The sequence below is a fragment of the Nonomuraea polychroma genome (assembly GCF_004011505.1).
Lineage (GTDB): Bacteria > Actinomycetota > Actinomycetes > Streptosporangiales > Streptosporangiaceae > Nonomuraea > Nonomuraea polychroma.
In genome coordinates this window covers 5353343-5368144 of record NZ_SAUN01000001.1, presented here as the reverse complement: position 1 = coordinate 5368144, position 14802 = coordinate 5353343, and the positions used below count along the sequence as shown (strand labels likewise).

The window sequence follows — 14802 nt, the reverse complement described above, 5'->3', positions numbered from 1 at the left end:
GCGGTCTCATGAGGCAGCTACTGGTGTTCGGCGAGCGAGAAGACGCCGAGGAGGTCGCTGAGACGCTGGCCGAGTGGTTCCCTGAGCTCGGGATGCCGCGGGTCGTGCGAGAGACGCTCGCCGGGGAGGACGACGCCGAGGACGCGCAGTGGGTGGTCGTCATCGAAGGGCTCGGCGAGGATGCGCTGGCGAAGGTGGACCAGCTGGCGGAGCAGCACGACGGGTGGCGGGAAGCGGGCTGAGCCTTAGAACTTGCTGATCTCGGTGAGGTCGATGGCGATGTCGAAGGGGACGGTCAGCTTCAGTGATTCGTAGTGGGCACCCGTGAGGGCGTAAGACCTGGTGGCGGGGTCGAGCGTGTAGACATATGCCACGGGCTTGCCTGAGTCCTTCTCCACCCGCCAGAAATGCGGGATGCCAGCTTCGGCGTAGAGCACCGGCTTACGGTGACGATCGCGGGTCGTGGACTCCGGAGAGACGACCTCGACGGCGAGCACCACGTCCTTGGCCTCGTAGAAAGTCTCACTATCGTCGTCGCGCACCGCCTCGGCGTTGACCACGATGAGATCAGGCTCTGGGCGTTGATCTTCGGCGAGGATGACGCTCATCTCGCGACGCACGCGAAGATTCTCTGGGGCGGACTGGCGCAGGGCAGGGACGAGGACATCGAGAATCTTGGTGTGGAAGGAGGCTTGGGGGCTCACGAAGACCAAGCTTCCATCAATCAACTCTGTGTGCGCAGGCAAATCCGGAATGTGATCGAGATCTTCGGCTGTGAAGCCCCCGGGTGGCGGGAAGACCCAGTCAGGCAGCGAGGAAGACGTCATCTCTTGGATCACCGCTTCGGCCGTCATGCTGCAACGCTACCAATCTAATCCCCTCACGCCAGGTGAATGGACGGATACTTAGAGAGTCGTTCGTTGGGCGCGAACGGCTCTCCCATCGCGGCCACGATCGGGGCAGAGTGGCGGCATGCGAGTCGCCGTGCTGTCCGACATCCATGGTGTGCTGCCCGCGCTCGAAGCCGTGCTGGCCGAGCCCGACGTGGCAACCGCCGACCTCATCGTGCTGACCGGGGACATGGCGGCGGGACCGATGCCGGTGGAGACGCTGGATGTGCTCGTGGCGCTGGAGGAACGGGCGCTGTGGGTGAGCGGGAACGCCGACAGGGAGCTCGTGGAGGTGGCCCGGGGGAAGGCGCATCCTCGTGCGGTCACTCAGTGGGCGGGGGAGCGGTTGCGGGGCGATCAGGTCGAGTTGCTGGCCGGGTTGCCGGCGCGGCAGGTGGTCGAGCTCGGGCGGCTCGGTGCGACCTTGTTCGTGCACGCCACGCCGCGCAGCGACGAGGAGGTGATCCTGGTCGACAGCTCGCTGGAACGGTGGGCTGACGTGCTGGCGGGCGAGACGGCCGAAACCGTGGTGCTGGGCAACACGCACATGCCGTTCGTGCGGCTGGCCGATCGGGTGCTGGTCGTCAACCCGGGATCGGTCGGCATGCCCTACGGGAGGGGCGGTGTGGCGCACTGGGCGTTGCTGGATGGGGAGAGCGGCGCGGTCAGTCTGCGGTGGACGCCCCTCGCTGCGGCCAGGGTGGGGGAGCGGCTGGCCGCCGAGAGCGGGTTCGAGGAGATCCAGGAGTGGGTGGGGGAGTACGTGACCAGTGTCTACTCCGACGCCGAGGCGTTGCGGGTGTTCGCCCGGGCCGAGAATCGCGGTTAGGCGCTGGCATCCTGTGCCGCCGGCTCCTCACGGCGGGCCTTTTCCGCCAGGGCGTGCTCGTCCGTCCTGGCGTCGTAGCGGCGGAACTTCGGCAGAGCCGCGGCCAGCCCCAGCACGGCGGCGACGCACAGCAGGCCGCCCGCGCTCAGTGAGAAGCGGGTGCCGCCGAGGTTGGCCATCAGGCTCGCCCGGGTGTTGCCGAGCATCGGGCCGCTGGCGTACGAGAGGAGCTCGATGCCGGCGAGGCGCCCGCGCAGCTCGCGCGGGATCGTCTGGTTCCACATCGTCATCCGGAAGATGCCGCTGACCATGTCGGCGGCGCCCGCCAGCGCGATGCAGACGAAGACCAGCCACACGTCCGGGGCCAGGCCGGTCAGGGCGACCGCCACGCCCCACAGCGTCGCGGCGACGATCACGCCGATGCCGTGCCGCTGCACCCGCGCCGTCCAGCCGCCGGTGAGAGAGGCGATCAGCGCGCCGACCGCGGCGGCCGAGTAGAGCATCCCGAGCGCCTGCGGCGCGTGCAGTTCGTCAGCCAGGAAGGGGAACAACGCCGTCCCCATCGCGAACACCATGGCCGCGATGTCCACCAGGTACGTCCCCATCAGGTCACTGCGCCCCACGGCGTAGCGCACCCCCTCGACCAGCGACTTCAGCGAGGCGGGCGTGGCGACCTCGGCGGGCGGCAGGGATCTGATCCGCCACAGCAGCGCCAGCGACAGCAGGAACGTGACCGCGTCCACGCCGTACGCGGTCGCCGTGCCGGCCGTGGTCACCAGCAGGCCGCCCAGGGCCGGGGCCACGATGGCGCCGAAGTTCCAGCGCAGGCTCGCCAGCACCGCCGCCGCGCCCTGGTGTTCGTGCTTGACGACCTGCTGGAACACCGCCTCCATGCTGGGCCGCTGCAGGCAGGCGATGCCGGTCGAGATCGCGCCCACCACGTAGAGGACCCAGACCTTGGGGTCCGGTAGCAGCGCGTTGACCATGAGAGCGGCCGAGGTGACCAGAAGGCCCAGCTCGCTCAGGACGATGATCTTACGGCGGTCCAGGGCGTCGGCGAGGGCGCCGCCCCACAGGCCGCACACCACCATCGGCACGAACTCCGCCAGGCTCACCAGCCCGACCGCGAGGTAGGAGTCCGTCAGCTCCTTCATCTGGTACGGCACCGCCACCAGGGTGATGAACGTGCCGAACATCGTGATGACCCCGGCCCCGAACAGCAGGCGATAGTCACGTGAATCGCGCAGCGGGCTCAGGTCGATGGAAAGGTGACGAAGAAGGCGTCTTGCTCGATCGGGCACGAGGTCCGATTGTCCGGCGGAAGCTGCGGTCCCCGCAAATCGTTTTCCCGCACAACGGACACGCGAAGGCCCCGGGGTGACCGGGGCCTTGGTTTCGGGGTCAGGCGGTGGGGACCTTGTCGAGGAAGCCGAGGACCTTGCGGATCCTGCCGTCCTCGGCCAGCTCCACCACGTCGAAGCCGACCACGACCGGCTCCCCGCCCGCGGGGCCGAGGTGCCAGGTGAACCTGGCGATGTGGTGGTGGGCCTCGTGGACCTCGCCCGGGGTGAACACGAGGCCGGGGAACATGCCCTGCGCCCCCTCGATCACCGCGGCGATCCCGGCGTGACCGGCCACGTCGGCCAGCGGGTCGGTGTACGTGGCGTCCTCGGTCCACACCTCGGCGACGGCCTTGGCGCGGGCGTCGGCGTCGGTTTCGTTCCAGGCGGCGATGTAGCGTTCGACGAGAGTGCTTTCCATGGTCATCCCCCTTGGCGTCACTGGTTGCGGGCCTTGCGCAGGCCCATGATCTGCAGTTCGGCGAACCCGGCGACCGTGAGGGCCTGGGCGATGGCCCAGATGGCGCCGATCGTGGTGAAGTCACCCGCCCCGGTGATGACGGCCGCGACGCTGCCCAGGGTCCAGGCGATGTTGAGGGCGATCACGGCCTTGGTGGCGGCCGGGCTGATCGTGCGGCGGGTGGCCAGCAGGCCGACCGCGGCGCCGTACACGAGCAGGAAGACGCCGATCCCGCGCAGCAGGCCCGCGTCCGGGCCGAGCAGGCCCGCGACGGGGCCGGCGAAGGCGAGGTAGACCAGCCCGTTGCCGCCGGTGACGACGGCATCGGCGGCCAGCGCCAGGCGCAGGAACTTGGCCTTGTCGGCGGTGACGGTAACGGCGGTCATATCGGCTCCTTCTTCGGTGTGGTGCGACACCTGAAAGATGTCAGCCACCGCATAGGGGCCGCGATTACGCCGGAGGTAAGTGAAGGTGTCGACCTGCCTCTTGACCTGCGGCGATGGACATGCTGTGACGCTTGTCACCGCCGTCGCTCCACAGGCTGGTGGTACGTGATGACCTTGTCCCCCTTGGCCGGGAACGCCATGATCAGGAGGCGTTGGCCCTTCCCCTGCTCGCCCTTCCATGCGAACGAGTCGTAGTGCACGCGGATCCGGTAGTGGCCTTTGCGGCCGTTGAGCGAGAGGTCGGGCAGCTCGGTGCCGCTCAGCATGTCTGCGAGCACGATCTGGCCGGTGGGGCTCTCGTAGCCGACCTCGACGACCTGGTCCCAGCCTGTGGTCTCGACCGGTGGGCGGCGAGTGTAGGTCTCGAGGGTGACGCAGAGGCGGAAATCCGAGTGGGCCCGGACGAAGAGGTGGCCGGGGCGGGCGGCGACGAGCCCGTTGTCCTGGGCCTTCCTCAGGAGGGTCATGTCCGCGGGGTCGTAGTCGTCCCCCGTCTCCTCGTACACCTCCAGGAGGCCGTGGTCGGTCCACTGGGGTTCCTTGATGCGGATGGCCTTGGCCGGGGTGATGCGCGGGCGGTGGTGCGGGGTGGAGTCGCACATGCGCTGCGCGTCCGCCTCCCATGCCTCGAACTCCTGGTCGTCGGCTTCCTGCGCCTTCTTGGCCGTCGCGGCGGCGCTGGGGCAGATGTCGGCGAGCGGGGCCGTCAGTGCCTCGCGGCTCAGTCCCTCGCGGGCGAGCTCCCCGAGCTCCAGCGGGTCGTTGCGGGTGTAGACGCCGCACAGACGCCTGCCGTGAGCCAGCAGCACCTGGTCGGGGGTGGTGGCGGCGAAGGAGAACATTCTGTTCTGCCGGATGCCGCACACGAACTTCTGCTCCGGGCTCAGGGTGAGCTCTTCCGGCTCGCCGGTCTCCCAGTGCTCGGGCGGCTCGCAGTCCGCGGCGGTGGTGACCGGGCCGCGTGCCTGGTCACTCGTGGGCAGGAAGGCGAGGGTCACGGCCGTGGCCAGACCGCCCACGAGCACGTGGTGGCGCAGGCGCTGGGCGGGGGCGGGGGCGTACAGGGCCATCAGGACGAGGGCGGAGGCGAGCAGCGCGGTGCTGTACCACAGGGGCGAGATGCCGCCGCCCAGGACGATCTCGCCGTTCTCGACGAAGAGATCGTCCGGATAAATCGGTACTTGGTTGCCTGGTCCCGGTAACGCCCATTCGCCGGGTGCGGTGGTGAGCACGCTGACGACGCCGACCGCGGCGGTGATGATCAGGGTCAGCTTCGTGACCCGGAGGAAGCGGTCGGTTCTGCGCAGGACCGCGATCAGGATCAGGACGGCGGGGGCGCCGACGCCGACGAGGAGATCTACGGCGACCCATGCGATGCTCATAGGCACGCTGCCGTCCTCGCGGATGAAGCGCCCGAGCGCACCCCTGGGGCCGAGCCAGAACGGCATCCCCTGTGTGAGGTTGACCGCCGCGGGGAGCAACGGGGGCACGATCGCGACCACGGGGAGCGGCCATCGCCGGGCGGAGAACCGGGCGGGTGGCGGGGAAGCGGGTTGGGGCGGGCTCGCGAGGTCGTGCGCGGATCGGGCCTGCCACACCAGGCCGAAGACGTTGAACGCGCTGAGCAGCGAATAGATCAGCAGCTCGATGGCCACCTCGTCGAGCGACGAGATCGACATGATCGCCGAAGGCTGGAGGAGGACCATCGCCAGCGAGAGCGCCCCCATCCCCACCGTGGTCCTGCTCCAGCGGGGATCCCTGGCCTGGGCCACCAGGAGCGGCACCATCCAGGCGGCCCAGGTCACGTCGTGCCACCTCGTGAACTCGGAGAGCCAGCCGGGAGTGTCGAGGCTGAACCACACGGTGTCGGCGATCCAGCTCAACACCGACAGCATTCCCCCGCAGAGCACAGCAAGGCGCAGCCACCTGGCACCGCGCAGCACCAGGAAGTACAGCACGACGGTGGTGGCGTACAGGAGATAGAAGGCGCCGCTCAGCCACCACGTCCATGGCAGGAGCGGTGCGACGGGGGCGAAGGCGACGGAAACGTACAGCGTCCCCCGCAGCAGGGCCACCCGCCGGTCCGCAGCCGGTGACTCGCCGCGGACCCGGCCGCGCAGCACCTGCCAGTAGGCCCAGCTCTGCACGGCCGCGACCAGCCCCAGGAGCAGCAGGATCCACCACGAGAGGGTGAGCCGTTCGAGTGGCTCCTCGCGCATGACCGGCCACCAGACGAGGCCGATCCTTCCGGTGGCCGACGCGACCACGCCGAGCGCGAGGATCACGACAAGATAGGCCACGGCCGCGAACGCGGCGATCCTGCCGAAACGGTAGCGACGCACGAGGCACTCCTGAGAGGTTGGAGCGCCGACTCTAGCGAGCCACCGAAAAGTTGATCAAGCGCTTCCGAGGATCTCCCTGCGCAGGTGGGTCTTGAGGATCTTGCCGCCGGGGTTGCGGGGCAGCTCGCCGTCGCGGAACCAGATGTGCGCCGGGATCTTGAACTTGGCGATCCGGGCGGCCAGGAACGCCTGCAGCTCCTCCGCCGTGACGGACCGGCCGGGAGCCAGGCGGATGACGGCGCCGACCTCCTCGCCCAGCTCGTCGTGCGGCACGCCGATCACGGCCGCGTCGTCGACCGCCGGATGCTCGAACAACGCCGCCTCCACCTCGGCGCAGTAGACGTTCTCGCCACCCCTGATCACCATGTCCTTGGCCCGGTCCACGATGTAGACGAAACCCTCGTCATCGATCTTGGCCAGGTCGCCCGTGTGCACCCATCCGTCGACGAACGTCTGCGCCGTCGCCTCCGGCTTGTTCCAGTAACCGAGGATGACGTTCGGCCCGCGCAGGCACAGCTCGCCCACCTCGCCGGGCGGCAGCTCGTTGTCCAGCGGGTCGACCACGCGCACGTCCACCACGGGAACGGGCCGGCCGATGCTGTCGGGCTTGGCCCGGTAGTCGGCGCCGCCGTTGCCGATGGCCAGCGCGGTCGTCTCGGTCATGCCGTACCCGTTGGAAGGGGCGCGGTCCGGGAGGTTCTCGGTGATCCGCTCCAGCAGCTTGGGCGGGGCCGGTGCGCCGCCGTAGCCGAGGTTGGTCAGCGACGACAGGTCGTACTTGCCGAAGTCGGGATGGGACATGAGCTGCCAGGCGCTGGTCGGCACGCCGATCATGGCGCTGACCTTCTCCCGCTCGATCAGGCGCAGCGCCTGCTCGGGGTCCCACTTGTACATGAGCACCAGACCGCCGCCGGTGAACATCGTCGTCGTCATGCCGGAGAAGCAGCCCGTGACGTGGAACAGCGGCACGGTCAGCAGCATGACCCGGCGGGTCCCGGCGGCCGCCGCGAGGTCCTTGCCCGCCATCGCGAGCGAGTGCATGAGCCCGTAGGCCACGGTCATGGGCGACTGGCCGAGGTTGCGGTGGCTGCCCAGCGCGCCCTTGGGATGGCCGGTGGTGCCGGAGGTGTAGAAGATCGTGGCCGGGTCGTCCGGGAACAGCTCCACGTCAGGCAGCTTCACGTCGGCCGCGACCTCGCCCAGCACCTCGCCGAAAGCCCGCGCGCCTGCCGGCGGCTCGCCCCGCGTGACGATCAGCGGCACGCCTGTCGAGGCCAGGCGCACCGCCCGCTCACCGTCGGCGATCAGCACCTTCGCGCCGGAGTCGCGGACGCCGTAGGCCAGCTCGGCCTCCGTCCACCAGGCGTTGAGCGGTACGGCGACCGCCCCGGCCGCCAGCACCGCCGAGAACGAGATCACCCATTCCGGGTAGTTGCGCATGGCCACGGCCACCCGGTCGCCCTTGCGTATGCCGTAGTCGTCGACCAGCCGGTTGGCCAGCGTGGCGGCCCGGCGGAAGTGCTCCTCGAACGTGATCTGCTCGTCCTCGTAGACGAGGAAGACCTTCTCACCGTGGAACCTGCTCATCTCGAGCAGGGCGCGGAAGTGCGCGGGCGCGTGCTTCCATGTGCGTACCCCGGTGTCGCCGATCTCCTCCATCTCGAAGAGCTGGCCGGGGCCGGTGAGCTGCTCCTGGACCTGGGCGTGCGTAAGGGACATCTGCAGAACGCTCCCCGCGGTGGACGATTATTCTGGGTAAATCACAGTACCGACCGGTAGGTACGTCGCGCTAGAACCTCCTTGAGTGTGAAAGTTTCATTTCCACTCCGATAGTTTCTGCTCTCGAGCTGGCGCTTTAGCGGCTCGTGACGACCGGCATTGACCCTTCACTTGCATGTCAATACCGTCTGCGATGCGATCCAAGCGAGATCGAAACTTTCGGGTCGAGTGCCTGCCTCCGGAGGTAGATGTTCGTGCTTTCGTCCTCGTTCACCAGAGTCCTCGCCTTGGCGGGGATGTCCTTAGCCTTCCTCCTGCCCGCCTCCTCGGCCGACGCGTCGGCGTCCCTGCGTACGCACGCGGCCGCGAAGGGCAAGTTCATCGGCGCGGCGCTCGCCACCAGCCCGCTGTCCAATGAGACCTCCTACCGCAACATCGCGGCCACCGAGTTCAACCAGGTCACCGCCGAGAACGCGATGAAGTGGGACGCCACGGAGCCCAGCCAGGGCCAGTTCAACTTCTCCGGCGCCGACGCCATCGTCAACTTCGCCACCCAGAACAACCAGCAGGTTCACGGCCACACGCTGGTGTGGCACAGCCAGACCCCGAGCTGGGTGCAGAACCTGGGCGCCAGCGCCATGCGCCAGGCCATGCAGAACCACATCAGCCAGGTCGTCGGCCGCTACGCCAACAACGCGACCGTGGTCTCGTGGGACGTGGTGAACGAGATCTTCGACGAGAACGGCGGCTGGCGCACGTCGTTCTGGTACAACACGCTGGGCCAGAGCTTTGTCGCCGACGCCTTCCGCGCCGCCCGCGCCGCCGACCCCAACGCCCGGCTGTGCATCAACGACTACAACGTCGAGGGCATCAACGCCAAGAGCACCGCGATGTACAACCTGGTCTCGTCGCTGCGCCAGCAGGGCGTGCCCGTCGACTGCGTGGGCTTCCAGAGTCACCTCGCCATCCAGTACGGCTTCCCGAACGACCTGCAGCGGAACCTGCAGCGCTTCGCCGACCTCGGCGTCCAGGTCCGCATCACCGAGCTCGACGTGCGCATGCAGATGCCCAGGGACGCCACCAAGGACGCCACCCAGGCCACCTACTACCGCAACGTCGTCAACGCCTGCCTGGCCGTGACCGCCTGCGCCGGTGTCACCATCTGGGGCTTCACCGACAAGCACTCGTGGGTGCCGGACACCTTCCCGGGCCAGGGCGCCGCGCTGATCTACAACGAGAGCTACCAGCCGAAGCCGGCGTACAACGCCGTGCACGACGCGCTGGCCGGCGGCACCACGACCGACACCACGCCGCCGACCACGCCGGGCACGCCCACGTCGAGCAACGTCACCTCCAACTCGGCCGCCCTGACCTGGGCCGCCTCCACCGACAGCGGCGGCAGCGGGCTGGCCGGCTACAACATCTACCGCGAGCAGGGCGCCACCGACACGCTGCTGGCCCAGAGCACCACGAACTCGGCCACGCTGACCGGGCTGAGCTCCACCACCGAGTACCAGGTCTACGTGCGCGCCCGTGACGGGGCCGGCAACCTGTCGGCGAACTCGCCGCCGGCCACGTTCACCACGACGTCGGGGCCGGGCGGCGGCGGGTGCACCGCGGCCGGCACCGTGCAGACCCAGTGGAGCACCGGGTACGTCGTGCAGCCGGTGACCGTCACCAACACCGGCACGTCCGCCATCACCGGCTGGACCGTCACCTTCACGCTGCCCGCCGGCCACACGCTCACCGGCTCGTGGAACGCCGACGTGACAGTGAGCGGGCAGACCGTCACCGCCAAGAACGCGGGCTACAACGGCAACCTGGCCCCGAACGCCAGCACCACCTTCGGGTTCCAGGTCAGCCGCCCGAACGGGAACACTCAGACGCCCTCCGGATACACCTGCGCCTGATGTTCCGCGGATCCCCTGGGCGTCTCTCCTGCCGCCCAGGGGATTCTCTGCAGCAGATATCGACCGTTGAACCGTTGCCGTCTGTCGTTCGCCATAGGAACGGCATGAACGAATGGGATGCCACCTCGTACGCGGGCAAGGACACCATCCTGCGGGTCGTCAGGGACGAGGCCGAGCGGCTGTTCGCACTGGCCGAACCGGAGGAGGCACGGGAGGCGCCGACCGACCGCGTGCCCGGCATGGGCGAGCGGGGCAACGAGCAGGCCGTGGCGCTGCGCGGGATCCCGCAGAAGGAGCTGCTCGACTTCCGCGTCTCGGTGGGACCGGGCGGGATGACGTACCAGACGGGCGATCTGACCGGGATGCCGACCGTCATCGAGTTCGACGCGGGGAACATGGTGCTCGCGACGTTCGGGCGCAGCAACGCCGGCACGGTCAGGGGCGACCTGGCGATCGCCGACCGCTTCCTGAACCTGTTCTTCCGGATCTAGCGCTGACCTGCGGCTTTGTGGCCTGCTGGTGTGAGGGGCGGCAGGTCACTGAGCTGCGAGAACCTTGTTCATGATGTTGCATGGGCTTCCACGGGTTCATGTTGTCTGACGGCCCGCAGAAGGCCCGTGTCGGGTCGCAGATGAAGCCGTCGGTGTTCGGGGTGAGTTGTCGGATTCCGCTTCGTCTCGGATCTTGGTGCTGCACAATGCTTGCCATGACGGCTTTGCGGGCGCTGGCCGACGGGATGGATGCTCCGCCCCGCTGGCAGAGTCTCGGGGTGAAAGCGTGAGGTGGCGGCTGGCAGCCTCAACCGTTTGCGCGCTGGTCGCCGCAGTTCTGGCGGCCGCGCAGGTCCTCGCCGCAGATCGCTTCGGCATCAATCAGTGGACGACCGAAGGGGGCTCGTACGGGGAGTACATCGACTGGGACCACGCCGTGACCCGTTCCACGTGGTATCCGGTCGCTTCCACACTGGTCGCCTCCGCGATCGCGTACCGCGCTTTCCGGCGTGCGCCGTGGTCCTGGCTGTGGCTGCCGCCGGCGGCTTGGCTCGGCTCCTGTCTGATCGCTGCCCCGCTTCTGTACGGTCTCGCATCCGCGGCGCCGGAAGACGGCATCAACTCCAGCCCGTCTGAGGTGGCCCTGGCGACGGTCATCGGCGGCGCGATCGGCGTCGCCGCAGCGATGGCGGCGCTGCGGCATCGGGAGGTCGGGGTCGGCTTGGTGGCCTACACCCTGTGGGTCTCTCTCGTGGAATTCACCCGACCCTGGTGGTGGGACAGGCCGCCGGCCTTCGACCCCATGCTCTCGGAACGCGTGCTAAGCGGCGGTACTGGTGAGTGGGTGGTGAAGGCCACGTTCATGGAGGCCGGTGGGGTCACCGCCGGGTTGATCGGACCGGTCATGGTCAGCGGCATCGTCGCGGCATGGGGGACGGCGCAGCAGGGCCGATGGATGAGCGGTGCCCTCGCGGGCACGGCCGGCCCGCTTCTGCTCTGCTCCGTCTACTTCACGACCGATTCGGGCTTGGACAACCAGGACAGCATTCAGGACACTCTGTGGGTCTACTCCATCTTGGCGATGCTGATCGGGCTATGCGTCAGCACGATCACCGCCGCCATCGTCCAGATCGTCGCTAAACGGCAGCAGGCCGGTGCTGGTCAGCTCCGACGACCCAGATCCGGATCGTGAAGGGGATCCGGGTTGTGACGATTGCTCGGACCCCGCCTCCCCTTCCCCGACACGCGAGGCCGCACGATCGATGGCACGCCTTCCGAGCGCCTGGATTTCCGCGAGTTGGAGCTTCAGCGCGAAGCGCGTCGAGAACTCAGGAAGCGCCGGCACCCCGGTTCCTGGCGGCTACCACGCCCACATCGAGATCCAAGGGTGGTAACCGCATCTCTACGCAAGGTGCCTGTCTGCCTGATCAGCTAATCAGTCCAGTGATGCGATGAACGACAGGGTCAGCAGACCCACCAGGCCCCATGGCAATGCCGGGCAAGATGGCGGCGGCGTCTCTGCGGTGGAGGACTACGCCTCGATCCTGCCGAGCTCCGAGCAGCGGATGAGGAAGACCATCGACGCGGCCCTGCGGCGGCCCAGCGCTGCGGCAGACGGCCCACGGGGATCGGAAATGACCGTTGTACCAGTCAGATGCGGCATGTCGCCGGGACCTGTTCTTTTTCCGGATCTAGCGCCGACCTGCGGCTTTGTGACCTGTCAGGGTGAGGGCCGGCAGGTCACGCAAGGAGTACCGATGAAGGGTGACTCCCGGTGGAGCGGTGCGGATGAGGTCGTGCACCGTGAGCACTTGACGAGGGGTGGCCCATGATTGCGATGGTTTGTGCAGACCCCAGCCGCCACCCAGGGTGACCGCGGCGTGCTGGCCGGTCCGATCGCCGGCGCGCCATACCAGCACGGTTCCCGGGAGGTCGTCACGACCTCCTTCGGTGCAGTTGGCGGCCAGCCATGCTTCGAAGGGCTCCTGAAGCATCCAGGTCTCGGCGGCTTCCTGGACGCCGGCCGCGGCCATGACGGTGCCGAAGCAGTTTGCGCCGCTTCCGTTGGCGAAGGTTCCGCTGAGCGCTCTGGCGTGCGGCAGCGTGGAGGCGGCGGCACGCCAGACGTCAACCGGCACCGAGGTGCGCCGGCAGGGGAGGTGACCGTCGTCGAGGAGGATGCGCTCGAGGACGGCCTCGGCACGCGGTTCCACCAGAGCCGGCCACCAGACGAAGTGATGCCCATCAGCCTGCTCGCGCAGCACCTGGGCATCGATGACGTCCGCCCAACCGCTGATGGCGGGCACCGCTCCGCGCCCGTGTCTCAGCTGCGCTCGGACGAGCTCGGCACGCACAGGGCGCGGCAGCGCGTGAAAGGCAGGTCCGTCCAGCCATACGACGTCTGATCCTTTGGGGAGATTCCACACCTCGTAGGTGTCGCGCAGCTCGGCGGACAGAGCGCGTTGCGGGCGATCAGGCGTGAGCCCCAGCTCCACCACCTCGCCGGCGGTCAGGAAGAACGGCTGACAAGCGGGCGCCAGCCAGCGAGCCCAGCGTTGAACCAGCGAGCTCTCGACATCGATCCCTAAGACGTTCACGGTGACACGGTACGAGCTGAGCGCGGCGGCGCGGGGCTGCAAGCCCGTCCGAGGGTGGTGCGCGTGACCCTTACTGTGGGGGGATGACCGATCGGGAAGTGGCCGTTCTCATCGGCCTGCAGGCTTCCGGCAAATCCACCTTCTACCGGCGATGCCTGGCCTCTACCCATGAGCATGTGAGCAAGGACGATTTCCCCAACGCGCGGCACCGGCAGCGCCGCCAGCTCCGGTTGATCCGCGAGGCGCTGGAGGAGGACCGGAACGTGGCGGTCGACAACACCAATCCTTCGCCCGAGGAATGGCGGCCGTTGATCGTGACCGGGCGGGAGCACGGGGCGCGGGTGGTGGCCTACTGGTTCTCGCCGAACCTGACGGAATCCCTCCAGCGCAACGCGGAACGGCTCGGCCGGGCACGAGTGCCGGAGGTGGGCGTTTTCGCGACGCTCAGGCGTATGCGGCGGCCCCGGGTGGCCGACGGGTTCGATGAGGTCTCCGTGGTGGAATTCGACGGGCGCGGCGGCTTTGTCGTACGGAAGGAAGAGGGATGAAGGCCGACCGGCTGGAGGCGGGGATGCGGGCTCGGGAGTGGTTTCACTCGCTGAAACTGCTGCCCGGTGCGTGGGCGATCCTGCGGGTGGATGGGCGCGCCTTCTCCGGCTATACGGAACACCGCTTCGAGAAGCCTTTTGACCTGCGGTTCCGTGAGTTGATGGCAGTTGCGGCGCGGAGCCTGCTGGAGGAGTTCCAGGGGTGTTACGCCTATACGCAGAGCGATGAGATCTCCCTGGTGCTGCCTCCCTCCTTTGACCAGTTCGGGCGGGAGGCGGAAAAGCTGGTGTCGATCTCGGCGGGTGTGGCGTCGGCGGCCTTCACGCACGCGGCGGGCGAGCCGGTGCATTTCGACAGCCGGATCTGGCTGGGCACGACGGTGGAGGACGTCGTGGACTACATGTCGTGGCGGCAGGCCGACGCCGCCAGATGTGCACTGAACGGCTGGTGCTACTGGACGTTGCGCAAGGACGGCAGGACGGCGCGGCAGGCCGGCAGGCTGCTCGAGCACACCACGGTCGCCGACAAGAACGAACTGCTGTTCCAGCACGGCGTCAACTACAACGAGCTGCCTGCCTGGCAGCGCCGCGGCATCGGCTTGTGGTGGGAGACGTTCGACCATCAGGGGCACGACCCGGTCCGCGACGTGGACGTGGTCACCCAGCGGCGGCGGGTGCACGTGGAGTGGGAGCTGCCCATGAAGGTGGACTACCGGCGGCTCGTGGAGCGGCTGGTCACCGGCTGACCATCGTCCTGGCGGCTCAGCCCAGGTCGTGCTCCTTCGGCGAATGCCCGTCCGGGAGCAGGTGCTTGGCCACGCGAGCGGTGGATGTGCGCGGCAGGGCTCCCCGATCACCGCGCATTCGAGCACGTCGGGATGGGCTCGCAGGGTCTCCTCGACCTCCAGCGGCGAGAGGTTCTCGCCTCCGCGGCGGATGACCTCCTTCTTGCGGGCGACGAACGTGTAGGTGCCGTCGGGATTGGCCGTCACCAGATCGCCCGTGTGCAGCCAGCCGTCGCGGATCGTAGCCGACCACGGTCTCCAGGCCGAAACGGCGCTCGATCTCCAGCTGCCGTTCGCGGGCACGGGCGCCGAGCACACCGTGCCAGAACCGCACGGTGGCGTCCATGTCCGCGGTCACCAGGGCGAGATGGTGCACGCCGCGCCAGTGCACCGGGTCCGGAGTCGCGACCATGCGTCAACCGTACGCCTTTCAACTATCGCCGTT

15 protein-coding genes are annotated in these 14802 nt (G+C 68.4%); 7 read left to right on the top strand and 8 right to left on the bottom strand.

All coding sequences use genetic code 11. The features are described 5' to 3' along the window. Nucleotides 1-8: 8 nt before the first annotated feature. Complete coding sequence (locus EDD27_RS24465) at nucleotides 9-242, top strand: hypothetical protein (protein WP_127934452.1); 234 nt, start codon at nucleotides 9-11, stop codon at nucleotides 240-242. Nucleotides 243-245: 3 nt separating this feature from the next. Here the strand turns inward: EDD27_RS24465 and EDD27_RS24460 are convergent, their stop codons facing one another. Next, the gene (locus EDD27_RS24460) at nucleotides 246-854 is read right to left on the bottom strand and encodes a Uma2 family endonuclease (protein ID WP_241564228.1); all 609 of its coding nucleotides are present in this window, start codon (nucleotides 852-854) and stop codon (nucleotides 246-248) included. Nucleotides 855-972: 118 nt separating this feature from the next. On the opposite strand from EDD27_RS24460, the gene EDD27_RS24455 reads away from it, so the two are divergent. Further along, nucleotides 973-1719, top strand: coding sequence for a metallophosphoesterase family protein (locus EDD27_RS24455; RefSeq protein WP_127934451.1), 747 nt, complete (start codon nucleotides 973-975; stop codon nucleotides 1717-1719). Here the strand turns inward: EDD27_RS24455 and EDD27_RS24450 are convergent. From EDD27_RS24450 to EDD27_RS24430, 5 genes are all read right to left on the bottom strand, one after another. Next, entirely contained in the window at nucleotides 1716-3020 is a 1305-nt protein-coding gene (locus EDD27_RS24450) for an MFS transporter (protein WP_127934450.1), read from the bottom strand. The two genes, EDD27_RS24455 and EDD27_RS24450, sit on opposite strands and share 4 nt — an antisense overlap. Nucleotides 3021-3120: 100 nt before the next feature. Then, nucleotides 3121-3480 carry a nuclear transport factor 2 family protein gene (locus EDD27_RS24445; protein ID WP_241564227.1) on the bottom strand — a complete coding sequence of 120 codons (360 nt, stop codon included), beginning with the start codon at nucleotides 3478-3480 and terminating at the stop codon, nucleotides 3121-3123. 17 nt (nucleotides 3481-3497) lie between these two features. Then, a complete protein-coding gene (locus tag EDD27_RS24440) occupies nucleotides 3498-3905 on the bottom strand; it encodes a hypothetical protein (protein ID WP_127934448.1) in 408 nt (135 codons plus the stop codon). A 134-nt stretch (nucleotides 3906-4039) separates the two neighbouring features. Then, on the bottom strand, nucleotides 4040-6307 hold the full coding sequence (locus EDD27_RS24435; RefSeq protein ID WP_127934447.1) for a hypothetical protein: 2268 nt from the start codon (nucleotides 6305-6307) through the stop codon (nucleotides 4040-4042). 54 nt (nucleotides 6308-6361) lie between these two features. Then, a complete protein-coding gene (locus EDD27_RS24430) occupies nucleotides 6362-8026 on the bottom strand; it encodes a class I adenylate-forming enzyme family protein (protein WP_127934446.1) in 1665 nt (554 codons plus the stop codon). Between the two features lie 248 nt (nucleotides 8027-8274). On the opposite strand from EDD27_RS24430, the gene EDD27_RS24425 reads away from it, so the two are divergent. From EDD27_RS24425 to EDD27_RS24415, 3 genes are all read left to right on the top strand, one after another. Next, a complete protein-coding gene (locus EDD27_RS24425) occupies nucleotides 8275-9936 on the top strand; it encodes an endo-1,4-beta-xylanase (RefSeq protein ID WP_127934445.1) in 1662 nt (553 codons plus the stop codon). A 104-nt stretch (nucleotides 9937-10040) separates the two neighbouring features. Next, the gene (locus tag EDD27_RS24420; protein ID WP_127934444.1) at nucleotides 10041-10427 is read left to right on the top strand and encodes a hypothetical protein; all 387 of its coding nucleotides are present in this window, start codon (nucleotides 10041-10043) and stop codon (nucleotides 10425-10427) included. Nucleotides 10428-10713: 286 nt separating this feature from the next. Further along, on the top strand, nucleotides 10714-11619 hold the full coding sequence (locus tag EDD27_RS24415; RefSeq protein WP_127934443.1) for a hypothetical protein: 906 nt from the start codon (nucleotides 10714-10716) through the stop codon (nucleotides 11617-11619). A 499-nt stretch (nucleotides 11620-12118) separates the two neighbouring features. Here EDD27_RS24415 and EDD27_RS24410 read toward each other — a convergent pair whose 3' ends face one another. Next, entirely contained in the window at nucleotides 12119-13024 is a 906-nt protein-coding gene (locus tag EDD27_RS24410; RefSeq protein ID WP_127934442.1) for a hypothetical protein, read from the bottom strand. Between the two features lie 83 nt (nucleotides 13025-13107). On the opposite strand from EDD27_RS24410, the gene EDD27_RS24405 reads away from it, so the two are divergent. Beyond that, nucleotides 13108-13572, top strand: a complete 465-nt coding sequence (locus EDD27_RS24405) for an ATP-binding protein (RefSeq protein ID WP_127934441.1) — start codon at nucleotides 13108-13110, stop codon at nucleotides 13570-13572. Further along, nucleotides 13569-14318 carry a tRNA(His) guanylyltransferase Thg1 family protein gene (locus EDD27_RS24400; protein ID WP_127934440.1) on the top strand — a complete coding sequence of 250 codons (750 nt, stop codon included), beginning with the start codon at nucleotides 13569-13571 and terminating at the stop codon, nucleotides 14316-14318. Before EDD27_RS24405 ends, EDD27_RS24400 begins: the two co-directional genes overlap by 4 nt. A gap of 16 nt (nucleotides 14319-14334) precedes the next feature. On the opposite strand, the gene EDD27_RS58870 is transcribed toward EDD27_RS24400, so the two are convergent. Next, the gene (locus tag EDD27_RS58870) at nucleotides 14335-14769 is read right to left on the bottom strand and encodes a VOC family protein (RefSeq protein WP_206641631.1); all 435 of its coding nucleotides are present in this window, start codon (nucleotides 14767-14769) and stop codon (nucleotides 14335-14337) included. Nucleotides 14770-14802 lie beyond the last annotated feature (33 nt).

Bases quoted from the DNA above. Each gene is read 5' to 3' on its own strand.
- EDD27_RS24400 (WP_127934440.1), top strand. From the start codon at position 13,569: ATGAAGGCCGACCGGCTGGAGGCGGGGATGCGGGCTCGGGAGTGGTTT.
- EDD27_RS24455 (WP_127934451.1), top strand. From the start codon at position 973: ATGCGAGTCGCCGTGCTGTCCGACATCCATGGTGTGCTGCCCGCGCTC.
- EDD27_RS24460 (WP_241564228.1), bottom strand. From the start codon at position 854: ATGACGGCCGAAGCGGTGATCCAAGAGATGACGTCTTCCTCGCTGCCT.
- EDD27_RS58870 (WP_206641631.1), bottom strand. From the start codon at position 14,769: ATGGTCGCGACTCCGGACCCGGTGCACTGGCGCGGCGTGCACCATCTC.
- EDD27_RS24430 (WP_127934446.1), bottom strand. From the start codon at position 8,026: ATGTCCCTTACGCACGCCCAGGTCCAGGAGCAGCTCACCGGCCCCGGC.
- EDD27_RS24420 (WP_127934444.1), top strand. From the start codon at position 10,041: ATGAACGAATGGGATGCCACCTCGTACGCGGGCAAGGACACCATCCTG.
- EDD27_RS24445 (WP_241564227.1), bottom strand. From the start codon at position 3,480: ATGGAAAGCACTCTCGTCGAACGCTACATCGCCGCCTGGAACGAAACC.
- EDD27_RS24440 (WP_127934448.1), bottom strand. From the start codon at position 3,905: ATGACCGCCGTTACCGTCACCGCCGACAAGGCCAAGTTCCTGCGCCTG.
- EDD27_RS24465 (WP_127934452.1), top strand. From the start codon at position 9: ATGAGGCAGCTACTGGTGTTCGGCGAGCGAGAAGACGCCGAGGAGGTC.
- EDD27_RS24425 (WP_127934445.1), top strand. From the start codon at position 8,275: ATGTTCGTGCTTTCGTCCTCGTTCACCAGAGTCCTCGCCTTGGCGGGG.
- EDD27_RS24405 (WP_127934441.1), top strand. From the start codon at position 13,108: ATGACCGATCGGGAAGTGGCCGTTCTCATCGGCCTGCAGGCTTCCGGC.